The sequence below is a fragment of the Klebsiella sp. Shm-1 genome, from assembly GCF_040804525.1.
Classification (GTDB): domain Bacteria; phylum Pseudomonadota; class Gammaproteobacteria; order Enterobacterales; family Enterobacteriaceae; genus Klebsiella; species Klebsiella pneumoniae.
This window is the reverse complement of sequence record NZ_CP161823.1, coordinates 2,963,683-2,988,482: the sequence shown is the minus strand read 5'-3', so window position 1 is coordinate 2,988,482 and position 24,800 is coordinate 2,963,683. Positions and strand designations below refer to the sequence as shown.

Below are 24,800 nucleotides of genomic sequence, written 5' to 3'. Positions count from 1 at the left end.
GCGCGGCGGCGTGGGGCAAATTTTCCATGCATAAATCAGGGGTAATGGTAACCAGTGGAGAAACAGCCGTTTACTGGCGGGATTTGCTTTTGCATGCTAATAAAGTTGCGTAACGAATTTTATCAGGTACAGTGTGACGCTTTCGGCGATCTGGCAACAGATTTGCTTGACATTCGGCCAAAAATTCTTCGTGCTATGTCACCTGACGAGAAAAAGTCAGCAAACTCAAGCGCCTGGTTTTACGGAGATGAAACGGGTGTTCAGGGTTGATATTCACCGACGGTGCCGCAACATATGAGGCAGTCGCCAGTGGAGGGTGTATGAATGTGCGATGTATTCCTGGATGAATCAAATTAGGTAAAGGTGAATATGGGTAAAGCTCTCGTTATCGTTGAGTCCCCGGCAAAAGCCAAAACGATCAATAAGTATCTGGGTAATGACTACGTGGTGAAATCCAGCGTCGGTCATATCCGCGATTTGCCGACCAGTGGATCAGCTTCCAAAAAGAGCGCCGACTCTACCGCCACCAAAGGGGCTAAAAAGCCTAAAAAGGACGAACGTAGTGCTCTGGTTAACCGTATGGGCGTGGACCCATGGCATGACTGGAATGCGCACTATGAAGTACTTCCGGGTAAAGAAAAGGTAGTTTCAGAACTCAAACAGTTGGCGGAAAAAGCTGACCACATCTATCTCGCAACCGACCTTGACCGCGAAGGGGAAGCCATTGCCTGGCACCTGCGGGAAGTCATCGGCGGCGATGAACAGCGTTACAGCCGCGTGGTGTTCAATGAGATCACCAAAAACGCTATTCGTCAGGCCTTTGAAAAGCCGGGCGAACTGAATATCGATCGGGTTAACGCCCAGCAGGCGCGTCGTTTTATGGACCGCGTGGTGGGCTATATGGTTTCGCCGCTGCTGTGGAAAAAAATCGCCCGTGGTCTTTCTGCCGGGCGCGTGCAGTCCGTCGCGGTCCGCCTGGTGGTGGAGCGTGAACGTGAAATTAAAGCGTTCGTCCCGGAAGAGTACTGGGAAGTCGACGCCAGCACCACCACGCCGGGCGGTGACGCCCTGCCGCTGCAGGTGACCCATAAGGACGATAAGCCGTTCCGTCCGGTCAGCCGCGATGAGACCATGGCGGCGGTATCGCTGCTGGAAAAAGCCAGCTACAGCGTACTGGAGCGTGAAGATAAGCCGACCAGCAGCAAGCCGGGCGCGCCGTTCATCACCTCCACCCTGCAGCAGGCGGCCAGCACCCGTCTGGGCTTCGGCGTGAAAAAGACCATGATGATGGCTCAGCGACTCTATGAGGCAGGGCACATCACCTATATGCGTACCGACTCCACCAACCTGAGTCAGGACGCGCTGAACATGGTTCGCGGCTACATCAGCGACAAATTTGGCAAAAAATATCTGCCGGATAGCGCGAACCAGTACGCCAGCAAAGAAAACTCGCAGGAAGCGCACGAAGCGATTCGTCCGTCTGATGTGAACGTGCTGGCGGAAACGCTGAAAGATATGGAAGCGGATGCGCAGAAGCTTTATCAGCTGATCTGGCGCCAGTTTGTCGCCTGTCAGATGACGCCGGCGCAGTACGACTCCACCACGCTGACCGTGGCTGCGGGTGATTTCAAACTGAAAGCGCGCGGTCGCACTTTACGTTTCGACGGCTGGACAAAAGTCATGCCGGCGCTGCGCAAGGGCGATGAAGACCGAACGCTGCCGCTGGTCAAACAGGGCGACCGCCTGAGCCTGGTGGAGCTGACGCCTGCGCAGCACTTTACCAAGCCGCCGGCGCGTTTCAGCGAGGCCTCGCTGGTGAAAGAGCTGGAAAAACGCGGGATTGGCCGTCCGTCGACCTACGCGTCGATCATTTCGACCATTCAGGATCGCGGCTACGTGCGGGTGGAAAATCGTCGTTTTTACGCCGAAAAAATGGGCGAGATCGTTACCGACCGGCTGGAAGAAAACTTCCGCGATCTGATGAACTACGATTTTACCGCGCAGATGGAGGATCGCCTCGACCAGGTTGCGAACCACCAGGCCGAGTGGAAAGAGGTGCTGAACCACTTCTTCGGCGATTTTACCACCCAGCTGGCGACGGCAGAGAAAGATCCGGAAGAGGGCGGCATGCAGCCGAACCCGATGGTGCTCACCAGCATCGACTGCCCGACCTGCGGCCGTAAAATGGGGATCCGTACCGCCAGCACCGGCGTTTTCCTCGGCTGTTCGGGCTATGCCTTGCCGCCGAAAGAGCGGTGCAAAACCACCATCAACCTGGTGCCGGAGAACGAAGTCCTCAACGTGCTGGAAGGCGATGACGCGGAAACCAACGCGCTGCGCGCCAAACGTCGCTGCCAGAAGTGTGGGACGGCGATGGACAGCTACCTTATCGATCCTAAGCGTAAGCTGCACGTCTGTGGTAATAACCCGACCTGCGACGGCTACGAGATTGAAGAGGGCGAATTCCGCATCAAGGGCTATGACGGCCCGGTGGTGGAGTGCGAGAAGTGCGGGTCTGAAATGCACCTGAAAATGGGGCGTTTCGGTAAGTACATGGCCTGTACCAACGACGAGTGTAAGAACACGCGTAAGATCCTGCGCAATGGCGAAGTGGCTCCGCCGAAGGAAGATCCGGTGCCGCTGCCGGAGCTGCCGTGTGAGAAGTCTGACGCCTACTTTGTGCTGCGCGACGGGGCGGCGGGCGTCTTCCTGGCGGCCAACACCTTCCCGAAATCACGGGAAACGCGTGCGCCGCTGGTGGAGGAGTTGTACCGCTTCCGCGATCGTCTGCCGGAAAAACTGCGTTATCTCGCCGATGCGCCGCAGCAGGATCCGGAAGGCAATAAAACGCTGGTACGCTTTAGCCGTAAAACCAAGCAGCAGTACGTGGCGTCTGAAAAAGAGGGCAAAGCGACCGGCTGGTCAGCTTTCTTTATCGACGGTAAGTGGACGGAAGCCAAAAAGTAATGGCGTTCGTTCGGGCAGGAAAAGCGCGCTTTTCCTGCTCAGGCGACCGGCAGAGAGAGTGCATTTCTCTGCCGTGTCGTCTTCCCCTCTTTGCGTTAATTTCCTCCCCTTATAACCACCTATATTATTTTTCGTTAGCGTCTATACAGTGTTGATATAAATGATATAGTGGTTATAGTTAATGCCTTTTTTATTATTAAAACGTCTTATACATCATCGCTTTCAGGATGCATTGCGGCGCCACTATGGCCAACTGCCGGGAGCCCAGGGCCTTCATCGGCGACAAGTTGCCTGAACGTAAAGTGTATTAAGCGGCTTCATTTTACGCGCAAACGGATATCAGCCATGAAACTACAACAGCTTCGCTACATCGTTGAGGTGGTTAACCATAACCTGAATGTTTCATCCACCGCCGAAGGGCTCTATACCTCCCAGCCGGGTATCAGTAAGCAGGTCCGCATGCTGGAGGATGAGCTGGGCATTCAGATCTTTGCCCGCAGCGGTAAACACTTAACCCAGGTGACGCCGGCCGGGCAGGAGATCATCCGCATCGCCCGCGAAGTGCTGTCGAAAGTCGATGCCATCAAATCTGTCGCCGGAGAGCATACCTGGCCTGACAAAGGGTCTCTTTACGTCGCCACCACCCATACCCAGGCGCGCTATGCGTTACCGGGAGTGATCAAGGGGTTTATTGAACGCTACCCGCGGGTGTCGCTGCATATGCATCAGGGCTCGCCGACTCAGATTGCGGAGGCTGTGTCGAAAGGCAATGCCGATTTCGCCATCGCCACCGAGGCGCTGCATCTGTATGACGATCTGGTGATGCTGCCATGCTATCACTGGAACCGGTCGATTGTAGTGACCCCCGAGCATCCTCTGGCCACCAAGGGCTCGGTGTCCATAGAGGAACTGGCCCAGTATCCATTGGTAACCTATACCTTTGGTTTTACCGGCCGCTCCGAACTGGATACCGCGTTTAACCGTGCGGGCCTGACGCCGCGCATTGTTTTTACCGCCACCGATGCCGACGTCATCAAAACCTATGTTCGCCTGGGGCTGGGGGTAGGGGTAATCGCCAGCATGGCGGTGGATCCGGTCTCTGACCCGGATCTGGTGAAGCTGGATGCGAACGGTATTTTCAGCCACAGCACCACTAAGATAGGTTTCCGCCGTAGCACCTTCTTACGAAGCTACATGTATGATTTTATTCAACGTTTTGCTCCCCATTTGACCAGGGACGTGGTAGATACCGCGGTGGCTTTACGCTCGAATGAAGATATTGAAGCGATGTTCAAAGATATAAAACTTCCGGAAAAATAACCCTGAAAATAATAATGGCACTCCCTGCGAGGAGTGCCATTAACTATGATGGACTGTATTTAACAACTTAAACCTCGAACCAATCACAAAATTAATAATTTTTGGCAACACGTTTTTCATTATGCCCGCCGCGATCAAATAACCGGTTAAATATATTCCATCAGGCCTAAATTCACTGGATTAATCTTTTATCCATAATTAAGATTTATCTGTACCTGATGATTTGAGCAATTGGTGGTGACAATATGATAAGTAATATCGATTACATGAAACTGGCGATGTCATACGAGAATGACAAAACCGAAATCGATCCCGTTCTGCGTAGTCGCGTATGGGGCGTAGTGTTGGTAGGGTTGGCGATGTTCTGGAGCATCATCGCGCTCACCATCTGCAACATCTGGATTGTCAGCTAAAGCTGTAGGTCATCGTTGTAGATACATGTCATTTTTATGACAGTGAAAGGAAACTGTAATATAAAATCAGTGACCGGCAATACAGGGAGAATATATTTTGCCGCTGGATTCATCCAACCTGAAATCACTCACCAGAGCTAATCACTGCCCGCTGGCCGATTAGCTCTTTTTTTGTCCTCGTGTACTAATACAATATCGGCATACGCCCTCTTTGCACTATTTTGGTGCTATTTCGCCTGCTCTCGGATAATTCCCGTTTCCTCTCTCTCTGTCTCGCCGTATTTAGCAATTTGGGTTGTTATCAAAGTGTTATGCTCAGTATGTGTTATCTTTAATGGAGACCCTGAGGAGAATCAGGGTATGCCATCCCTGAGATAAAGGAGGAGCTATGTCGTCAACCCTACGAGAAGCCAGTAAGGACACGCTGCAGGTCAACGATAAAACCTGGCATTACTACAGTCTGCCGTTGGCGGAGAAGCAGCTGGGCGAGATCAGTCGACTGCCCAAGTCGCTGAAGGTGCTGATGGAGAACCTGCTGCGCTGGCAGGACGGTGACTCGGTAACTGAAGAAGATATTCGCGCCCTGGCCGGCTGGCTGCAACAGGCCCATGCCGACCGGGAAATCGCCTACCGTCCGGCACGCGTCCTGATGCAGGACTTTACCGGCGTGCCGGCGGTAGTGGATCTGGCCGCCATGCGCGAGGCGGTGAAACGCCTTGGCGGCGATACGGCGAAGGTTAATCCGCTATCGCCGGTTGACCTGGTGATCGACCACTCGGTGACCGTTGACCGCTTCGGCGACGATGAGGCCTTCGAAGACAACGTCCGCCTGGAAATGGAGCGGAACCACGAACGCTACGCTTTTCTGCGCTGGGGGCAGCAGGCCTTCAGCCGCTTCAGCGTGGTGCCGCCGGGCACCGGTATTTGCCACCAGGTGAACCTGGAATACCTTGGCCGGGCGGTTTGGAGCGAGGAGGTTCACGGCCAGTGGATGGCGTGGCCGGATACGCTGGTGGGCACCGACTCCCATACCACCATGATTAATGGTCTTGGCGTGCTGGGCTGGGGCGTGGGCGGGATTGAAGCGGAAGCCGCTATGCTGGGCCAGCCGGTGTCAATGCTGATCCCCGATGTTGTGGGCTTTAAGCTCAGCGGCAAACTGCGCGAAGGCATCACCGCCACTGACCTGGTACTGACGGTTACCCAAATGCTGCGTCAGCATGGCGTCGTCGGCAAGTTTGTTGAATTCTACGGTGACGGCCTGGATACCTTACCCCTTGCCGACAGGGCGACCATCGCCAATATGGCGCCGGAGTATGGCGCCACCTGTGGCTTTTTCCCTATCGATGACGTAACGCTCAGCTATATGCGTCTCAGCGGCCGTAGCGAAGAACAGGTCGCTCTGGTGGAAGCCTACGCTAAAGCCCAGGGCATGTGGCGCCAGCCTGGCGATGAGCCGGTCTTTACCAGTACCCTGGCGCTGGATATGAGCAGCGTCGAAGCGAGCCTCGCCGGGCCGAAGCGACCGCAGGATCGCGTGGCGCTGGGCGATGTTCCGAAAGCCTTCGCCGCCAGCGGCGAGCTGGAGGTTAACCACCTTCAGCGTCAGCGTCAGCCGGTTGACTATACGCTGAACGGGCATCACTATTCGCTACCGGATGGCGCGGTGGCTATTGCAGCGATTACCTCCTGCACCAATACCTCTAACCCCAGCGTGTTGATGGCCGCCGGCCTGCTGGCGAAAAAAGCCGTCGAACGCGGCCTGCAGCCGCAGCCGTGGGTGAAAGCTTCCCTGGCCCCAGGCTCGAAAGTGGTGTCGGATTATCTGGCCCATGCCGGCCTGACGCCTTACCTCGACCAGCTCGGCTTCAATCTGGTGGGATATGGTTGCACCACCTGTATCGGTAACTCCGGTCCATTGCCTGAACCTATCGAAGAAGCGATCAAAAAAGGCGATCTGACCGTCGGGGCAGTGCTCTCCGGTAACCGTAACTTCGAAGGGCGTATTCATCCGCTGGTGAAAACCAACTGGCTGGCCTCGCCGCCGTTGGTGGTCGCCTATGCGCTGGCGGGGAACATGAATATCGACCTCACCCGCGAGCCGTTGGGACAGGGCAAGAATGGCGAGCCGGTCTATCTGAAAGATATCTGGCCGAGCGGGGAGGAGATTGCCCGCGCGGTGGAACAGGTCTCCACCGAGATGTTCCGCAAAGAGTACGCGGAAGTGTTTTCCGGCACTGAGGAGTGGAAGGCGATCAAGGTGGAGGCGTCAGATACCTACGACTGGCAGGAGGACTCGACCTATATTCGCTTGTCGCCGTTCTTTGACGAGATGGGCGCCGAGCCGCTGCCGGTAGAGGATATTCACGGCGCGCGGATCCTCGCCATGCTGGGCGACTCAGTCACCACGGACCACATTTCGCCGGCGGGGAGCATCAAAGCCGATAGTCCGGCAGGCCGCTATCTGCAGGAGCATGGGGTTGCCCGGCGCGACTTTAACTCCTATGGTTCCCGTCGCGGTAACCATGAGGTGATGATGCGTGGCACCTTCGCCAATATCCGCATCCGTAACGAAATGGTCCCAGGGGTGGAAGGGGGCATGACCCGCCATCTGCCGGATCCTGAACCGATGGCGATCTACGATGCGGCGATGCTGTACAAGGCTGAGGGCACACCGCTGGCGGTGATTGCCGGTAAGGAGTATGGATCAGGTTCCAGCCGTGACTGGGCGGCGAAGGGGCCGCGCCTGCTGGGGATTCGGGTAGTGATCGCCGAGTCCTTCGAGCGTATCCATCGTTCCAACCTGATCGGAATGGGCATTTTGCCGCTGGAGTTCCCGCAGGGCGTCACCCGCAAAACGCTGCGGTTGACCGGGGAAGAGCGGATTGATATCAGTAATCTGCAGTCGCTTCAGCCTGGCGCTACGGTGCCGGTGACCCTGACTCGCGCTGACGGCTCGCAGGAAGCGATCCCTTGTCGGTGCCGTATCGACACGGCGACCGAACTCACCTACTACCGCAACGACGGCATCCTGCACTACGTTATTCGTAATATGCTGTGAAACAAAGGGCCAGCATCGCTGGCCCTTTTTCGGTTATTCCACCGGTTTATTCCGTCGGCTTGCTGTTCAGCAGATGGCCCATCTTGGCGGCTTTTGTGTCCAGATAGTGAGCGTTTTTCGGGTTACGCCCGACGATCAGCGGCACCCGCTCCACAATGTTGATCCCGGCTTCGGTAAGAATTTCCACTTTTTTCGGGTTATTGGTTAATAACCGCACCTGCTCAACGTTGAGCAATTTGAACATGTCGGCGCACAAGGTGAAATCGCGCTCATCGGCGGCGAAGCCAAGCTGATGGTTCGCTTCGACAGTGTCGTAGCCCTGATCCTGCAGCGCGTAGGCGCGGATCTTATTCAATAAACCAATGTTGCGTCCTTCCTGGCGGTGATAGAGCAGGATCCCCCGACCTTCTTCAGCGATATGCGACAGAGCCGCTTCCAGTTGAAAGCCGCAATCACAGCGCAGGCTAAACAGGGCATCGCCCGTCAAACACTCTGAATGTACGCGGGCGAGGACCGGCGACTGCCCTGATATATCGCCATATACCAGCGCGACATGATCCTGTCCGGTTGCCAGTTCTTCAAAACCCACCATCAGGAAATCGCCCCAGGGGGTTGGCAGTTTGGCTTCTGCCACACGTTTAAGCTGCATGTGATTCTCCAGATTCTGTCAGCACCTGACTGTGCTTTCTGTTTCCCGCTATTTTGCCACAACGCCTGGACGTTCTCCTAATCGCGAACGGTTAGCCGTGTGGAAAGCGCACAAACGATCTACTTTCCGCTATGATGTTCATCTACAAGGAGAAGGAGAGAAAATGCTGTTGATAGCCCGACGAACTGCTCTCGCGGCGGCGCTGCTGCTGGTTATGCCCCTCACGGTCTGGCTTTCCGGGTGGCTGTGGCAGCCTGGACTGCCGGTTGCCATGTTGAAAAGCCTGTGGTGGGTGACGGAAACGGTGACCCAGCCGTGGGGAATTATCACTCATGTCGTGCTTTGCGGCTGGTTCCTCTGGTGTCTGCGCTTTCGGCTGCGCGCGGCGTTGATCCTGTTCCTTATCCTTGCCGCCGCTATCCTGGCGGGACAGGGGGCGAAATCCTGGGTCAAGGCGCGGGTCCAGGAGCCGAGACCGTTCGTCATCTGGCTGGAAAACACAAGGCAGGTGCCGGTGACGCAATTCTACGCGTTAAAGCGTAAAGAACGCGCTAAACTGGTGCATGAACAGCTGGCGCAGGCGCAGGACATTCCGTCATTTTTACGCAAACACTGGCAGAAGGAGACGGGGTTTGCTTTCCCGTCAGGTCACACCATGTTTGCCGCCAGCTGGGCGTTACTCGCTGCGGGGCTGCTGTGGCCGCGTCGCCGCTGGGGCACAATCGCGGTGCTGCTGGTGTGGGCGACGGCGGTGATGGGCAGTCGCCTGGCGCTGGGCATGCACTGGCCGCTGGATCTCATCGTCGCCACGCTGATCTCCTGGCTGCTGGTCACGGTGGCCTGCTGGCTGACGCAGCGCCTTTGTGGGCCGCTCTCGCCGCCCGGAGAAGAGGCGCAGGATATTAAAAAACGGATGCCTGAAGCGGAATAATGTTGATTTTAGCGGCATCCGACCGCATATCCTGAAGAGTTGCCATGCTTTTTCATTCCACCGCTGCGGCGAAAATGATACTTTATAGGGCTGAAAGCGGGCTTTTTTCGCGCAACCCACATAACGGGAAGTCATGTGAAATATTTACTCATTTTCTTACTGGTGTTAGCAATCTTCGTCATTTCAGTGACGCTGGGGGCGCAGAATGACCAACAGGTCACTTTCAACTATTTACTCGCTCAGGGTGAATTCCGCATATCGACGCTGCTGGCGGTGCTGTTTGCCGCGGGCTTTGCCATTGGCTGGCTGATCTGCGGCCTGTTCTGGCTGCGGGTGCGTGTCTCACTGGCGCGCGCGGAGCGGAAAATTAAGCGTCTTGAGCATCAGATTACCCCCGTCAGCCCGGCGGCTGTCGACGCAGGCGTGCCTGCGGTGAAGGAATAACCTCTTATGCTGGAGTTGTTGTTTCTGCTTTTACCCGTTGCCGCCGCTTACGGCTGGTACATGGGGCGCAGAAGTGCACAACAGTCCAAACAGGACGATGCGAGCCGCCTGTCGCGAGATTACGTGGCGGGGGTTAACTTCCTGCTCAGCAACCAGCAGGATAAAGCCGTCGACCTGTTCCTTGATATGCTGAAAGAGGATACCGGTACCGTTGAGGCGCACCTGACGCTCGGTAATTTGTTCCGTTCGCGCGGCGAAGTCGACCGCGCGATCCGAATTCACCAGAGCCTGATGGAAAGCGCGTCGTTAACCTACGATCAGCGCCTGTTAGCGGTGCAGCAGCTGGGACGGGATTATATGGCCGCCGGACTGTATGACCGCGCGGAAGACATGTTCAAACAGCTGGTGGATGAGACCGATTTCCGCCTCGGCGCGCTGCAGCAACTGCTGCAGATTTACCAGGCGACCAGCGACTGGCAGTCGGCTATTGAAGTGGCTGAACGGCTGGTGAAGCTGGGGAAAGAGAAACATCGTGGCGAAATCGCCAACTTCTGGTGCGAACTGGCCCTGCAGCAGATGGCAGCCAACGATTTGGATAAAGCGATGGCGTTGTTGAGAAAAGGCGCCGCCGCGGACCGCACCAGCGCCCGGGTATCGATCATGATGGGCCGGGTGTGGATGGAAAAGGGCGACTACGCCAAAGCGGTGGAGAGCCTCGAGCGGGTTATCGATCAGGATAAAGAGCTGGTGGGTGAAACGCTGGAGATGCTGCAGACCTGCTACCAGCAGCTCGGCAAAACCGATGAATGGGAAGTTTTTCTGCGCCGCTGCGTGGAGGAGAACGCCGGGGCGACCGCCGAACTGATGCTGGCGCAGATCCTTGAGCAGCGGGAAGGCGTCGAAGCGGCGCAAAACTACGTCACCCGGCAGCTGGAACGCCACCCGACCATGCGCGTCTTCCATAAGCTGATGGACTACCATCTCAACGAAGCGGAAGAAGGGCGGGCGAAAGAAAGCCTTGGGGTGCTGCGAAACATGGTTGGTGAGCAGGTGCGCAGCAAACCACGCTATCGCTGCCAGAAATGCGGGTTTACCGCTCATACACTCTACTGGCATTGTCCGTCCTGCCGCTCGTGGGCGACCATTAAACCCATTCGCGGTCTCGACGGCCAGTAAAGCCAAAAAAAATGCCTCCGTTAGTTACAACATACTTATGGCTTCACTCCTCTCCAGGCGCAGCCCCGGCAGCGCCATCGTCCGGTCAGGGCAGGTACGGCAGTCTGTTATTTTGTTCGCTTCACAGGTAGAATGCTGCCCGTTTACCTTTTTTGCGCCACCCCGGCGCCCATCAACACTAAGGTCTGGTCATGACGTCTACAGCTATCCCATCTTCCCGTGCTGTCACATCCTCTCCCGTTGTGGTTGCGCTCGACTATGATAATCGCGATAAAGCGCTGGCATTTGTCGACCGCATCGACCCGCGCGACTGCCGCCTGAAGGTGGGCAAAGAGATGTTCACCCTGCTGGGCCCGCAGTTTGTCCGCGATCTGCATCAGCGTGGGTTTGAGGTGTTCCTGGACCTTAAGTTTCACGATATTCCCAACACCACCGCCCGCGCGGTGGCCGCAGCGGCTGAGCTGGGCGTATGGATGGTGAATGTCCATGCTTCCGGCGGCGCGCGAATGATGACCGCCGCGCGCGAAGCGCTGCTGCCGTTTGGCAAAGATGCGCCGCTGCTGATCGCTGTCACGGTGCTCACCAGCATGGAGTCCAGCGATCTACAGGATCTGGGCATTACCTTATCTCCGGCTGACTACGCGGCGAAGCTGGCGGCGCTGACCCAACGCTGCGGCCTTGATGGGGTGGTGTGTTCAGCCCAGGAGGCGGTGCGCTTTAAGCATGAGCTGGGGCAGGCGTTTAAGCTGGTGACCCCGGGGATTCGTCCGCAGGGCAGCGACGCTGGCGATCAGCGGCGAATTATGACTCCTGAGCAGGCTCAGGAAGCTGGGGTAGACTATATGGTGATTGGTCGCCCGGTTACTCAGTCGGCGGATCCAGCCGCGACGCTGCGGGCGATCAACGATTCTCTGCGCAAGGGGGCATAATGAGCGATTCCAACAGCCGTCTGGTCTACTCCACCGAAACCGGGCGTATCGACGAGGCGAAACCGGCGCCGGTGCGCCCGAAAGGCGACGGCATTGTGCGGATCCAGCGCCAGACCAGCGGCCGCAAGGGCAAAGGCGTCTGTCTGATTAGCGGGATTGATGCCGACGATGCTGCGCTAACCGCTCTGGCGGCAGAGTTGAAAAAGAAATGCGGCTGCGGCGGCGCGGTGAAAGATGGCGTGATCGAGATCCAGGGCGATAAGCGGGATTTACTCAAGTCGCTGCTTGAGGCGAAAGGGATGAAGGTCAAGTTAGCCGGTGGCTGATCGCTATTTTCCCTCTGCTCCAATGGTCTGGTTGAAATAACAAGGCCGCGGTAAATGCCGCGGCCTTGAATGATTTAACGTGCGTAAGTCAATTCGTGTGAATTATTCTTTTATTTCGTCAGATAATTAAATTATTTGCCGACCTGGTGACCAATAATACCACCGACTGCTGCGCCACCCAGGGTACCGAGCGCGCTACCGTCAGTTAACACCGCACCACCGATAGCGCCGGCGCCAGCGCCGATAGCCGTGTTACGATCGCGTTTAGACATGTTAGAGCAAGCGCTCAGAGACATTGCTACAGTGACAGCCAGAACGACAGCAGCCATTTTTTTGCTCGTTGAAGTCATCATTTTTTTTCTCCTGAATAATCTATTCATGGATTACAGCGCTCCTTTAAGCATAGCCTGATAAAGCAGCTTTAGGGCAATTCCATGAAGTTAAGGTGCGCAGGTGTCACGAAAATCACGCAGGTGATAGTCACTTCCTGTTATATCGCTAATAATAATTTTACTTTTTTTAAAATTTATCGTCAGGTAAAAAGTCTTAATTAGCGGCTCGGAATACTCTCAGAGCGATAAAGCGCCCCTTCCGGCGCTTTGGCAGGAGATGGGGCGGCGGAGGATCAGATGTAGGGCACGATATCGACGGTCAGGCCGCTGCGGAGCAATTGTTCGCGACAGGCGTCCGGTAAGCGATCGTCGGTAATAACGCGGTTAAAGCGGCCGGCGGGACCGAGCGGATAGGGATGTACCGCGCTGAATTTTGAACTGTCGCTAAGAATAATTGCCTCACAATGCTTCTCCAGCACGGCGTTCACCACGTCCGCACGCATCATATCGCGGCCGGTAAAGCCGGTTTCCGCCTGCCAACCGTCGATCCCGATGAAGGCTTTGCTGAAATGCACCTGCTGGATGAACTGACGGGTTAGCGGACCGACCATACTCTCACTGCGTTTCTGATAAATTCCGCCCAGCAGGATCACCTCTCCTGGGGTCTCTTTCAGCAGATGGGCGATATAGCTGCTGACGGTAATGATGGTGATATCGCCGCGCTCGGCCAGCGTACGCGCCAGCAGGGCATTGCTGCTGCCGTTTTCGATAAATACCGTTTCACCGGTATTCACTAGCGCCGCAGCCCGGCTGGCCAGCTCACGCTTAATGGCGAAATGGGTCATCATGCGGGTTTCGACATCTTCGCTGTCCAGCGGTACGGCATAGCCATGAGTACGGCGCAAATAGCTCTGCTTTTCCAGCAAATTCAAATCCTGACGAATAGTAACCTCAGAGACACCGGTCATCTTCGCCAGATCGGCGACGCTCATGCGGCCTTTATCGATGACCACTTGCAAAATACTTTGTTGTCGGGCGTTCATAGCAACATCACTGTTAGGGGGCTATATGGCGAGCAACCGGTCCATATGGCCGGCTGCGGCATGGCTGATATTCAGATTTCCCAGGGCGCCTTGGGTTGGTTTTGTTGTTCAGCATCGTCCGCCGCCAGCGCCAGCAGCTCCGCTTTGAGGATCTCCAGATTATGGATCGCAGAATGGTAATCACCGGCAACCAGAATATCCAGCACGGTATCGATACGTTGAGCGAGCAGGTGGGCATTCACATCTGACATGGCATTATCCTGGTAACAAAAACGAATGAAATCAATGATGCTAAAAATGAATGAAAAAGAGAAGCGAAAAAAACGCACAACCTTAATCGGTGCGACGGAAATGGCTGGATAGAGAGGAAAGAAGCAGCGGTTCCCGCAGGAACCGCTGTGAAGGGGCGTCAGACCGCCGGACGCGCAATAATGCTGCGGGTTTCCATGCGAACTTCAGCGATAGTGACATCGATAACGTCAGTCACTTTATAGACTACTTCACCTTTGATCTGCACGGTACCGTTCTCCTGGCTGCACACCAGTTCGTCGCGCACGGCGTGGAGGAACGGGGCCGGAATAAAGGCGACCGCGCCATTGTCCACCAGACGCACGCGCATCCCGCCGCGGCTGACGTCGATGATCTCCGCCGCGAAGCGGGTATCGGTCCCGGCTTTATCGTTGAGGAAACGGGCGTACAGCCAGTCGGCGACGTCGCGCTCGGCCATCCGGTTGAGACGACGGCGCTCCGCCATCTGCACGGTGGCTTCATCCTGGGGACGCGCAATGGTCTCGCCTTTAATGATGGCTTTCAGCAGACGGTGGTTGATCATGTCGCCATACTTACGGATCGGCGAGGTCCAGGTGGCATAGGCTTCAAGCCCAAGACCAAAGTGTGGGCCCGGCTCGGTGCTGATTTCCGCAAACGACTGGAAGCGGCGAATGCGGCTGTCGAGGAAACCGGTCGGCTGAGCGTCCAGTTCCCGGCGCAGCTTGCAGAACCCTTCCAGGGTGAGCACTTCCGTCGGGTCGACGTGCACATCATGGGTTTTCAGCAGGGCGGCCAACTGCTCGGTATTCGCCGGGTCGAAACCGGTATGAACGTTATAAACGCCGAAGCCGAGCTTGTCGCGCAGAACGCGGGCGGCACAGATGTTGGCGGCGATCATCGACTCTTCGACAATGCGGTTGGCAATGCGACGCGGTTCCGCGACGATATCCAGCACTTCGCCTTTTTCGCCGAGAACAAAACGGTAGTCCGGACGGTCTTTGAACACCAGCGCATGGGTCTGACGCCATTCGCTACGACGCTGGCACACGTCCTTCAGCAGCGTAATTTGCTGCGCGATCGCCTCGCTGTCCGGCTGCCAGCTGCCGCGGCCTTCCAGCCAGTCAGAGACGTCGTCATAGGCCAGCTTGGCTTTCGATTCGATGGTGGCGGCAAAGAACTCGATATTGTCTTCGATGGTGCCATCGGCCCCCAGAGTCATCCGGCAGGCCAGCACCGGGCGCACTTCGTTAGCGCGCAGGGAGCAGAGATCGTCCGACAGCTCGCGCGGCAGCATTGGAATGTTGAAGCCCGGCAGATAGTTGGTAAAGGCGCGCACTTTTGCGGCGTTATCCAGCTTGCTGCCTTCGGCAATCCAGGCGGTCGGGTCGGCAATGGCGACCGTCAGCAGCAGTTTGCCATCAGCAGTGGACTCGGCATACAACGCATCGTCCATATCTTCGGTGCTGGCGCTGTCAATGGTGACGAAGTCGAGGGTGGTTAGGTCGCGGCGCGTCAGCCCCTCGTCGAGCATCTCGGTGGCGACGCCGTCCGGTGCCTCTTTCTCAAGATTATGGCGCGCCAGGGTTACCCACCATGGGACGAAGTGGTCGTCGCTAAAAGTGATGAACTGGGTCAACTCCGCGTAAAATCCGCGGTCGCCTTTTAATGGATGACGGCGCATCTCGGCGACGGCCCAGTCACCCTGTTTAAAATCGTGCTCAACGCCGCGGGCGGCGCGGCAGGGAATGGCGTCTTTCAGCAGCGGATGGTCAGGAACGATAGCGAGGCGATCGTCTTTCTTCTGGACTTTACCGACAAAACGAGTCAGGAAGGGCTCAACCAGCGATTCCGGCTCGGCGCTTTCGCGTTCTTTTTCAGAATGGATCACCGCGACGATACGGTCGCCATGCATCACTTTTTTCATCTGCGGCGGCGGAATGAAGTAGCTCTTCTGAGCGTCCACTTCGAGGAAGCCAAAGCCCTTTTCCGTGCCCTTAACGACCCCTTCCGCGCGCGGCGTCTGGGAATGCAGTTGCTGTTTAAGCTGCGCTAGCAGCGGGTTATCCTGAAACATAATTAGGTATTTTCGTGGCTAAAAGAGCGGCTGACATTTTTACGCGAATATGCCTGCCGCAGCAAGCGCTGTTTCAGCAATTTACGTCTGCTGACGCACATTGCCGAGGGCGATTTTCAGACGATTCATCCATCCGCACAGCCCGCTCCAGATCAACAGATCGATTGCTTGTTGCTCAGAGAGTCGATATTCCGCGAGGGGCGTTAACTGGGCGGCGCTAAACCGGTCAGGCGAGCGGGTTAACAGCTGCACCGCGGTCACGAGAGACCGGGCCTGAGGATGCTGCTGGAGCCAGTGATGGAGGGCCTGGTCGCCCTCCCGCAAATGGCTGGCGAACTCCTCTTCACCCTGCCAGTGGGGGAGCCAGGCGTCAAAACAGGTGGGGCTGCCATTGGTGCGCGCCGTGAGTAAGGCGACCTGCGGGCCAAAGGTATCATCCGTGCTGAGCTGGCGGATCAAGGTCTCCAGAGGCGCGAATAACTGTGGGTCGCAGGCCAGCAGCGGCGCCAGCTCGCCCAGACCGGGCAGCGACTGCCAGCCGGCGATGCGCCGCTGACGCTCATCATCGGCATACTGCAGGTCGGGATCCGCAATGTCTGCCTGCCATGCTCCCGGCGGCGGGGCGAACAGTTCCGCGGGTGCCTCCTCTTGCTGGGGCATACCAGGGATCCAGCGCACCGGAAAGCCCTGGGCCGCCTGCAGGACGGCAATCGCCCGCGCCTGGAAGCCGACGAATCCGATAATCTGGTTGAACAGAATAATGTCCCGACTGGTTAAGCCCACTTCGTCCAGCTGGCTACGGGAGAGAGCGTTAATAACCGAGGGCGAACCGGCAAGCTGACGAGCATATTGCGTGATTTGCGCCAGACGACGGTTGCTCTCGCGCGAGGAGTCGGGGCCTGGCAGGGGAGCAAGGCGGGCGGCGTAGTGGTTACACAGCCGCTGGACGCCGTAGACCTGGGCGACGGTGAGCGCGGTGCTGAGTCGATCGTAAGCGGTAAAGGTCTGCAGGCGACTCACCGCCACCTGGTCGGGAAATAGCAGTTCGGCCAGCTGGCGTGCGGGGTGTAGCCAGTCAGCGTGGGCACTTAGCCAGGCGGCCGGCAGCGTCAGGTCCAGCAAAAAGCGGTCTTCAACATGGGCGGCTTCAGGGACGAGCGGCAGGACATCCACCGGGCAGATTGTTGACTGGGTTTCGTGATACCAGTTATTTTTGCCATTCACGCGGCGTGGCTCCATGGGCTTTCCTTGTTCGGTATGTGGCGAACCGCCGTTCCGCGGATCGTTTATGCAGAACTATCCTGGCGTAACCCGGAAGCAGGAGAAAATATTGATACGTGCTAACAAATAGCCGATTGGAATAACAGGTGGGGTGTAAGGCGTGGGGGAGGGAAGAACCCTCCTCACCGGGGCGAGGAGGGGAAGGAACTTATTTCAGTTCCAGCTCGTTCATGGCGGCGATATTGAACCCGCCGTCAACGTGAACGACTTCACCGGAGATCCCCGCAGACAGGTTGGAGCACAGGAAGGCTGCGCTGTTACCCACATCTTCAATGGTGACGGTGCGACGGATCGGGGTGACCGCTTCGCAGTGCGCCAGCATTTTACGGAAATCTTTAATACCGGACGCGGCCAGCGTACGGATAGGACCGGCAGAGATGGCATTGACGCGAACGCCTTCCGGACCCATGGCGTTAGCCATATAGCGGACGTTAGCTTCCAGAGAGGCTTTGGCCAGACCCATCACGTTATAGTTCGGGATCGCGCGCTCTGCGCCCAGGTAGGAGAGCGTCAGCAGAGCCGAACCCGGGTTCAGCATGCCGCGGCAGGCTTTGGCCATTGCCACGAAGCTGTAAGCGCTGATGTCGTGCGCGATTTTAAAGCCGTCGCGAGTGACAACGTCAACGTAGTCGCCGTCTAACTGGTCAGCCGGGGCAAAACCGATTGAGTGGACGAAACCATCGAATTTTGGCCAGACTTTTTCCAGCTCGGTGAACAGCGCGGTGATGCTCTCATCTTCAGCAACGTCGCACGGCAGCACAATGTCAGAACCCAGCGCGGCAGCAAACTCTTCTACGCGACCTTTCAGTTTCTCATTCTGATAGGTGAATGCCAGTTCCGCGCCTTCGCGGTGCATTGCCTGCGCGATGCCGTAGGCGATGGACAGTTTGCTGGCGACGCCAGTGATCAAAATGCGCTTACCGGAAAGAAAACCCATAGCTTTAATCCTTATCGTTATTGCTTATTTTTACTTTAACAATCATAACGTTAACATTGTTATTTCAAAATAACTCAAATTTAGCCGGGAATTATATCCCACTGACGACCCCTTGTGTCACGATATTTTTCAGCCGGTCCGCGCCGCGCGGGGCAAAAGTACATCGCGATAGCTGCAGTATATCATCTCTCCTGACGATTATTTGAGCGCGATCTCCGCCAGCAGCAGGCGTCCATTGCTGCCCACGGGACGCAGATTCCGCGGGGATCCACCGCGCCAGCAGAGGCCGCTGCCGGCCGCGCAGCGTCGCCCGGCCAGATCCCACTCGCCTTGTAGAACATAAGCGACCCCCTCGCTGGCAGGGCATTGCAGGTCGCTAACGACCTGGACCGTCGCCGACGCGCGCCCGCGCTGAGTCATGATATTGAAGTCCAGCCCTGGCGCAACGATCCCGACGCTGGACAGCGCCCATTCGCCGGGGAAAGCCCACGGCTGCCAGAGCGCCAGCGGTTGGTCGATATTCTCGCCACACAGCCGTAGCGGCTGCCCCGCCAGCAGAGTAATGACCCGGTCGACGCCAGGAAAGGGGGAGAAAGGGCCATCCGCCTGCAGGGTGGCAATACTCGCTCGCCAGAGAAAAGGGGCATCTGGAGCGGGTACGCAGATGATTTCGCGCGTCTCTCCGCCGCCGTTTTTCCACGGCGTGACGGGGAGCGTCGAAAGTTGAAAAGGGACCATCATGGGCAGCATACCTTAGTTAATCGCTTCCGGCGTCAACAATAAGCACCGCCTTGAGCTAGTTTAGTAACTTTCTGCAATACAAATATTTTACATATTCGTCACGAAATGAGAGTGCATGCAAGGCGGTGAGTTGTCAATACTTGTATATACAAGAACGATTGAATGAGGTGATATTAATAACTTGAGTGAGGAACCTATGTCTTCGTTTTCGTCTACAGACGGGCAGTCAAAGAGCAATTATGCTGGAATGAGTGAAAGGCGGTCGATTGATTACATCCCGGAAAGCGAACGGCATGGACACCCTTTTAGCCAGTTCACCCTTTGGTTTGGCGGCAATCTGCAAATTACGGCGATTGTCACTGGCGCTTTAGCCGTTGTGCTGGGCGGCGATGTAGTGTGGTCTCTGGTCGGGCTTCTGGTCGGTCAGATGCTGGGGGCGGCGGTGATGTCTCTGCATGCGCTGCAGGGACCGCGACTGGGACTTCCGCAAATGATCCTTAGCCGCGCCCAGTTTGGGGTTTTTGGCGCGGTGGTGCCGCTGGTGCTGGTTTGCGTCATGTATATCGGTTTTTCTGCCAGCGGCACCGTATTGGCCGGGCAGGCAATGGCCAAACTACTGAATATCAGCCACGTAGCCGGGATGCTGATATTCAGTGCGATTATTATCGTTATCGCCGTCCTCGGTTATAAGGTGATCCACAAGCTGGGCAAACTGGCGAGTATCGTCGGAATTCTCGCCTTCGTTTATATGTTCATCACGCTGCTACTTTCGGCCGATCTCAGTGCGCTCGCGCACAATAACCATTTTTCGCTGCCGACGTTTTTATTAGCCGTATCGCTCTCCTCATCGTGGCAGATCGCTTTTTGCCCCTATGTATCAGACTATTCGCGCTACCTGCCACGCGATGTTTCCGCCACGAAAACGTGGTGCTCAGTGTTTTTCGGCACCGTATTGGGTACCCAAACGTCGATGACGCTCGGGGTTCTGACAGCGGCCATTGCCGGCAGCGCGTTCCCTGGTCACGAGGTGAGCTATCTGGTGGGATTAGGTAAGAGTCAGGCGATGGCCATGGTTATCTATTTCGCCATCTGTTTTGGTAAAATTACCTTCACTACCCTCAATGCGTACGGCAGCTTTATGTCGCTGACCACCATTGTTTCCGCCTTCCGCCGGCAAACCGTGCTGTCGCAAAAGTGTCGCATTGCATTCGTGGTGCTGATGGTGACGGCTTCCTGCATTATCGCGTTGCTTAGCGAACCCGCTTTCTTAAAGCATTTCACGCATTTTCTTCTGTTTCTGCTGGCGTTCTTCGTGCCGTGGAGCGCCATCTGTCTGACGGATTATTATCTTATCTCGAAGGGCGCCATCGATATTCCGGCGCTAAGCGACCCGCAGCAACGCTACGGGTTCTGGAACCTGTACGCGATCACCCTGTATATCGTCGGTGTGCTTATCCAGTTGCCGTTCATTGAGAACCCGTTGTTCCATGGTTCGCTCACGTGGATCTTCGCCGGTAACGATGTCTCATGGATAATAGGCTGGTTTGGCACCGGGGTTCTTTACTACGCGCTGCGCCGCTTTGACCGCCGGTCGCTGCCGGCGCAGAGTCTTTTCCCTTCTACCTGAATGACAAGGGCGGCGTGAGGGCCGCCCCTGCCGTCGCCTGCCAGCTATTTCCCGTCTTTGCGCCAGGCGTCGGCGGTGAGGGCTTCCCCGAAGTGGCCGGCGATCAGGCGCCGGGTCAGGTCGTGCAGCGGCGAGGCCAGCACATCGGCAGTGCTGCCGCGCTCGACCACTTCGCCGTTATGCATCACCAGCACCTGATCGCTGATGTGTTTCATCATTCCCAGGTGCTGAGTGACATAGATATAGGAGATGCCCTGTTTCTCCTGCAGCTCCAGCATCAGGTTGATAAGCTGGGAGCGCATCGACATATCCAGCGAGGCCAGCGCCTCATCGCAGACGATAACCTTCGGGCGCAGGATCAGCGCCCTGGCGAGGCCGAGACGCTGCTTCTGACCGGGTGCCAGCATATGGGGGTAGTAGCTGACGTGGTCCGGCAGCAGACCGACCATGCGCAGGGTGTCGATTATCTGCTTCTGCCGCGCCTCGGCGTCGAGATCGGTATTCAGTCGCAGCGGAAAATCGAGGATCTGCGAGATGCGCTGGCGCGGGTTCAGCGAGGTCGACGGATCCTGAAAGATCATGCGAATCTTCTGGCTGCGGTAGGAGTAATCCCCAAAAGTCAGCGGATGATCGTCAATCAGCAGTTCGCCGCTGGTGGGTTCCACCATGCCCGCCAGCATCTTCGCGAGGGTCGATTTCCCGGAGCCGTTCTCGCCGATAATCGCCAGCGTCTGCCGTTCGCGCAGGGTAAAACTCAGCGGTTTAACCGCCTCAACCGTCTGACGGTGAAACCAGCCGGTGCGGTAGCGAAAGGTCTTACTGAGTTGGCGAACTTCCAGCAATGTTTCGACCATTTCACTCTTTCTCCATGTTCAACGGGAAATGACAGGCGTACAGATGGTTGCGCGCCCCGGTAAGACGCGGCGTTTCGATACACTCGCGCTGGGCGTACGGGCAGCGCGGCCCCAGCCGACAGCCGATAGGCAACTGCTCCAGTAGCGGGATCGCTCCAGGCAGGGTGTTGAGGCGACTTTTATGCGGCATGGCGCTACCGAAATCCGGGATCGCGCGGATTAACGCCTGGGTGTAGGGGTGATGTGGGAGGGTGATCAGCTCTTCGCTGGGCCCGCTCTCCACCGTCTGCCCGCAGTACATGACGTTGATTTTATCCGCCCATTTGCTGAGCATTTGCAGGTCATGGCTGATCAGCAAGATGGTGGTGTTGTTGTTCTGGTTGAGCCGCGTCAGCAGGCGAATAATCTGCGCCTGGGTGGTCGGCTCCATGGCGTTGGTCGGCTCGTCGGCAATCAGCAGACGCGGCTGGTTGGCCAGGGCGATGGCGATCATCACCTTCTGGCACTCGCCCTCGGTCAGCTGATAGGGGAAGCTGCGCATGGCATCTTTGTGATCTTTAATGCCGACGCGGTGCAACAGCTCGATGGCCCGGCGCTTGCGCCAGCCCAGCCGTTGCCACCAGCGGCCCTTGTAGGTCCAGCCGGGGATACTCTGAATCAGCTGCTGGCCGATGCGCTCAGAGGGATCGAGGCACGACTGGGGCTCCTGAAAAATCATCGACACGTTATGGCCGATCAGCTTCCGGCGCTCGCGGTTCGACAGTCGCAGCAGGTCGATGTCATCGAAGCGCATGCGGTCGGCCGTGACCCGCCAGTTGTCTTTGGTCACGCCGCAGATAGCTTTGGCAATAAGGCTTTTCCCGGAGCCGGATTCCCCCACCAGGCCGCGGATTTCGCCTTCGGTCAGCGTCAGGCTGACGCGATCGACGGCTTTTACCCAGCCTTCGCTGGTTTTAAATTCAATGGTTAAGTGACGAATATCGAGTAACGGCATTATTCTACCCCGGCAATGATCGCCCGGCGAATACCGTCGCCCAGCAGGTTGACCAGCAGTACGCTAAGCATAATCGCCGCCCCGGGGAGCATCACGGTCCACGGCGCCACATAGATAAGCTCCAGCGCATCGCCCAGCATGGCTCCCCATTCCGGCGAAGGCAGCTGGGCGCCGAGATCAAGAAAGCCCAGCGCGGCAATATCCAGAATGGCCATCGACAGGGCGCGAGTGATCTCGGTCACCAGGCCGGAGGCGATATTGGGCAGGATGGCGAACAGCAGAATATTCAGCGTCGAGGCGCCATCGAGGCGGGCGGCGATGATGTACTCTTTCTCCAGCTCATCGTGGACCATGCTGTAGACGGAGCGCACCATGCGCGGCAGCAGCGCCAGCCAGACGGCGAACATCGCATGGCTCAGATGCGGCCCGGCAAAGGCGACGACGATAATCGCCAGCAGCAGCGAGGGGATGGAGAGCAGGGTGTCGAGGATATGGTTCATCACCGCCGAGCGCAGGCCGTGGGTCGATCCGGCAATCACACCCAGCACCAGACCAAACAGCGTGGCGCCGAGGGTGACGACAAAAGCGCCGCCGACGGTGGGCGCCGCGCCGCTCAGCAGTCGGCTCAGCACATCGCGGCCGAGGTCATCGGTTCCCAGAAAGAAGGAGACTTCGCCATAGCGCGACCACGACGGCGGCAACAGCTGGTAGCCGAGGAACTGCTGGTCGATGCCGTAGGGGGCGAACCAGCCGCCGAAGACGCAGAGCAGCAGCAGGCCCGCGCAGCCGTACAGACCGATCATCGCCGTGGTGTCGCCATAGAACTTACGCCATACGGTGCGCAGCGCGCCGGGCGGACGCTTTTCCAGATAAACGCTATCGTAGGGCATATGAATCCGTTTTAAGTTTGTTAGTCATGCTTTAAGTCTTTTCAAAAATCCCGCTAATACCAATACCTTGCTAGCATAGAGTGCTTTAATTTTGTGTGTTCTGCATTGATTTGAAGGTTATCAATTTAAGTAAAATGTGTACACTGATGTGTATATCGTCTTCCGGAGTGTACACATTGCTTACCGACACAAAATTAAGAAAAGCTCTTGGCAAAAAGAGAGACCAGATCGAGGTCATATCGGACGCTCATGGTCTGAATGTCCGGTTGTCTACTTCCGGCAGTATAACATTCTTTTACCGCTACAGATGGAACGGGAAAGCCGCTCAGCTAACGATTGGCGATTATCCAACCACCTCCTTATCTCAAGCTCGCGAACGTAGACAGCAGTTCAGGGCCTGGTTGACAGAAGGACTCGATCCGAGACGGCAAACAGTTCTGGAGAAACAGAAAAAAGTCGAAGCACTCACCGTTAAAGAGGCTTTCGATTACTGGGAAAAGTATTACTGCATCCCTGAAGGTCTTGTGAAAATCAAGGTTAACCGGCGGGACTTCAATAACCATATAGCGCCTGTGCTGGGGAACATGATTGTTGATCAGACCACTAAAGCACACTGGCTTAACCTTTTTGATGGCATGGGGCGAAGAGTTGTCACTGGTCAGATGCTGGGGCTGATGCAGCGTACGTTCCGTTTCTGCTCCAATCGAGGGGTAATTAATGTGAACCCAATTGAGAGCCTTAGGCGCTCTGACGTAGGTCTCACAGCATCCGTAAAAGATCGCAGATTGAGTGATGAGGAAATCAAAACAGTTTGGAACATCCTTCCTGAAATGAAGTACCGACAACAACTGATAATGAAGTTTCTCATCATGACTGGCTGCCGGAGTACAGAGATCAGAACAGCAAGATGGGAGTGGTTCGATTTCCATGAGCAAACGTGGACCATTCCGGCAAGCGATTATAAAACCGGGAAATCGGTCAGAAGGGCACTTCCCGAGGCAGTAGTAAGAATGATGTTAGCAGAGAAGGAAACATCAGTTTCAAAACACGTTGTGACACTGTCACGCTACAGAGGGCCAGAAGATGACAGACCGCCTCTACAACCAAACGTCGCTCTGTTTTCTGCTCAGATTATAGCTAAAACAGGCATGAAGCCCTGGTCTCTCCATGACCTCAGAAGAACAGTGGCGACACGCCTTTCTGAATTAGGTGCGCCGCCACATGTTGTGGAAAAACTGCTTGGCCATCATATGGCAGGTGTCATGGCACGTTATAACCTGCATGATTATCTGGATGATCAGCGTCACTGGCTTGCTGTTTGGCAGGATCACCTTGAGAAGCTGGTTGGTCAGCCTCTGGTTTGATCCCCACGTTATCTTCCCAGGCCAGCAGGTCTGAAAGTCTCCACCTTTTAGGGCTGCCATTTATTTTAGGCTGCGGGAATGGCTGAGCAAAGTAAGAGGGCATCCTGGATGGGGTGCTCCAGAAATAGAGTGTGCTGCGCGATATTTTGTATCTGGACAGAACGTCATCGGTTATCA

The 24,800-nt window shown here is 56.5% G+C and carries 22 protein-coding genes; 11 read left to right on the top strand and 11 right to left on the bottom strand.

Annotated features, from left to right (window positions below; translation table 11 throughout):
• The first annotated feature begins 369 nt into the window (after positions 1-369).
• From topA to acnA, 4 genes are all read left to right on the top strand, one after another.
• Positions 370-2,967 (top strand): type I DNA topoisomerase, encoded by a 2,598-nt coding sequence (gene topA, locus AB1E37_RS14730; RefSeq protein WP_002901763.1) that lies wholly within the window; start codon positions 370-372, stop codon positions 2,965-2,967.
• 345 nt (positions 2,968-3,312) lie between these two features.
• Entirely contained in the window at positions 3,313-4,287 is a 975-nt protein-coding gene (gene cysB / locus AB1E37_RS14725) for an HTH-type transcriptional regulator CysB (RefSeq protein ID WP_002901772.1), read from the top strand.
• A gap of 245 nt (positions 4,288-4,532) precedes the next feature.
• Positions 4,533-4,700, top strand: coding sequence for a YmiA family putative membrane protein (locus AB1E37_RS14720; protein ID WP_002901776.1), 168 nt, complete (start codon positions 4,533-4,535; stop codon positions 4,698-4,700).
• 388 nt (positions 4,701-5,088) lie between these two features.
• Positions 5,089-7,761, top strand: coding sequence for an aconitate hydratase AcnA (gene acnA / locus AB1E37_RS14715; RefSeq protein ID WP_029884270.1), 2,673 nt, complete (start codon positions 5,089-5,091; stop codon positions 7,759-7,761).
• A gap of 46 nt (positions 7,762-7,807) precedes the next feature.
• On the opposite strand, the gene ribA is transcribed toward acnA, so the two are convergent.
• Positions 7,808-8,410 (bottom strand): GTP cyclohydrolase II, encoded by a 603-nt coding sequence (gene ribA, locus AB1E37_RS14710; RefSeq protein WP_002901778.1) that lies wholly within the window; start codon positions 8,408-8,410, stop codon positions 7,808-7,810.
• Between the two features lie 163 nt (positions 8,411-8,573).
• On the opposite strand from ribA, the gene pgpB reads away from it, so the two are divergent.
• From pgpB to yciH, 5 genes are all read left to right on the top strand, one after another.
• Positions 8,574-9,341, top strand: a complete 768-nt coding sequence (gene pgpB, locus AB1E37_RS14705) for a phosphatidylglycerophosphatase B (RefSeq protein WP_002901779.1) — start codon at positions 8,574-8,576, stop codon at positions 9,339-9,341.
• 135 nt (positions 9,342-9,476) lie between these two features.
• Positions 9,477-9,785, top strand: a complete 309-nt coding sequence (locus AB1E37_RS14700) for a LapA family protein (protein WP_029884269.1) — start codon at positions 9,477-9,479, stop codon at positions 9,783-9,785.
• A gap of 6 nt (positions 9,786-9,791) precedes the next feature.
• The gene (gene lapB / locus AB1E37_RS14695) at positions 9,792-10,961 is read left to right on the top strand and encodes a lipopolysaccharide assembly protein LapB (protein WP_002901781.1); all 1,170 of its coding nucleotides are present in this window, start codon (positions 9,792-9,794) and stop codon (positions 10,959-10,961) included.
• A 191-nt stretch (positions 10,962-11,152) separates the two neighbouring features.
• Positions 11,153-11,890: an orotidine-5'-phosphate decarboxylase gene (pyrF, locus tag AB1E37_RS14690; RefSeq protein WP_004151907.1), complete on the top strand. Its 738-nt coding sequence runs from the start codon at positions 11,153-11,155 to the stop codon at positions 11,888-11,890.
• Positions 11,890-12,216: a stress response translation initiation inhibitor YciH gene (gene yciH, locus AB1E37_RS14685; RefSeq protein WP_002901782.1), complete on the top strand. Its 327-nt coding sequence runs from the start codon at positions 11,890-11,892 to the stop codon at positions 12,214-12,216. The genes pyrF and yciH overlap by 1 nt, the downstream gene beginning before the upstream one ends.
• Positions 12,217-12,347: 131 nt before the next feature.
• Here the strand turns inward: yciH and osmB are convergent, their stop codons facing one another.
• From osmB to AB1E37_RS14650, 7 genes are all read right to left on the bottom strand, one after another.
• Positions 12,348-12,566 carry an osmotically-inducible lipoprotein OsmB gene (gene osmB / locus AB1E37_RS14680; protein ID WP_002901783.1) on the bottom strand — a complete coding sequence of 73 codons (219 nt, stop codon included), beginning with the start codon at positions 12,564-12,566 and terminating at the stop codon, positions 12,348-12,350.
• A 275-nt stretch (positions 12,567-12,841) separates the two neighbouring features.
• Entirely contained in the window at positions 12,842-13,591 is a 750-nt protein-coding gene (locus AB1E37_RS14675) for a DNA-binding transcriptional regulator YciT (RefSeq protein WP_002901785.1), read from the bottom strand.
• Positions 13,592-13,662: 71 nt separating this feature from the next.
• The gene (locus AB1E37_RS14670) at positions 13,663-13,842 is read right to left on the bottom strand and encodes a hypothetical protein (protein ID WP_002901786.1); all 180 of its coding nucleotides are present in this window, start codon (positions 13,840-13,842) and stop codon (positions 13,663-13,665) included.
• 158 nt (positions 13,843-14,000) lie between these two features.
• Positions 14,001-15,935, bottom strand: coding sequence for an exoribonuclease II (locus AB1E37_RS14665; protein ID WP_004224284.1), 1,935 nt, complete (start codon positions 15,933-15,935; stop codon positions 14,001-14,003).
• An 81-nt stretch (positions 15,936-16,016) separates the two neighbouring features.
• Positions 16,017-17,174, bottom strand: a complete 1,158-nt coding sequence (locus AB1E37_RS14660; protein WP_032447498.1) for a carboxymuconolactone decarboxylase family protein — start codon at positions 17,172-17,174, stop codon at positions 16,017-16,019.
• Positions 17,175-17,364: 190 nt separating this feature from the next.
• The gene (fabI, locus tag AB1E37_RS14655; RefSeq protein ID WP_004140277.1) at positions 17,365-18,153 is read right to left on the bottom strand and encodes an enoyl-ACP reductase FabI; all 789 of its coding nucleotides are present in this window, start codon (positions 18,151-18,153) and stop codon (positions 17,365-17,367) included.
• 198 nt (positions 18,154-18,351) lie between these two features.
• Positions 18,352-18,894: a HutD family protein gene (locus AB1E37_RS14650; protein ID WP_004152967.1), complete on the bottom strand. Its 543-nt coding sequence runs from the start codon at positions 18,892-18,894 to the stop codon at positions 18,352-18,354.
• Between the two features lie 247 nt (positions 18,895-19,141).
• On the opposite strand from AB1E37_RS14650, the gene AB1E37_RS14645 reads away from it, so the two are divergent.
• Positions 19,142-20,521: a cytosine permease gene (locus tag AB1E37_RS14645; RefSeq protein WP_004151902.1), complete on the top strand. Its 1,380-nt coding sequence runs from the start codon at positions 19,142-19,144 to the stop codon at positions 20,519-20,521.
• A 44-nt stretch (positions 20,522-20,565) separates the two neighbouring features.
• On the opposite strand, the gene sapF is transcribed toward AB1E37_RS14645, so the two are convergent.
• The 3 genes from sapF to sapC are packed head-to-tail and all read right to left on the bottom strand — an operon-like array spanning position 20,566 to position 23,259.
• Positions 20,566-21,375 carry a putrescine export ABC transporter ATP-binding protein SapF gene (gene sapF, locus AB1E37_RS14640; protein WP_004140269.1) on the bottom strand — a complete coding sequence of 270 codons (810 nt, stop codon included), beginning with the start codon at positions 21,373-21,375 and terminating at the stop codon, positions 20,566-20,568.
• Between the two features lies 1 nt (position 21,376).
• Entirely contained in the window at positions 21,377-22,369 is a 993-nt protein-coding gene (sapD, locus tag AB1E37_RS14635) for a putrescine export ABC transporter ATP-binding protein SapD (protein WP_004140266.1), read from the bottom strand.
• On the bottom strand, positions 22,369-23,259 hold the full coding sequence (gene sapC, locus AB1E37_RS14630; RefSeq protein ID WP_004151901.1) for a putrescine export ABC transporter permease SapC: 891 nt from the start codon (positions 23,257-23,259) through the stop codon (positions 22,369-22,371). Before sapC ends, sapD begins: the two co-directional genes overlap by 1 nt.
• 146 nt (positions 23,260-23,405) lie before the next feature.
• On the opposite strand from sapC, the gene AB1E37_RS14625 reads away from it, so the two are divergent.
• Positions 23,406-24,623, top strand: a complete 1,218-nt coding sequence (locus tag AB1E37_RS14625; protein WP_023300902.1) for a site-specific integrase — start codon at positions 23,406-23,408, stop codon at positions 24,621-24,623.
• Positions 24,624-24,800: the final 177 nt, after the last annotated feature.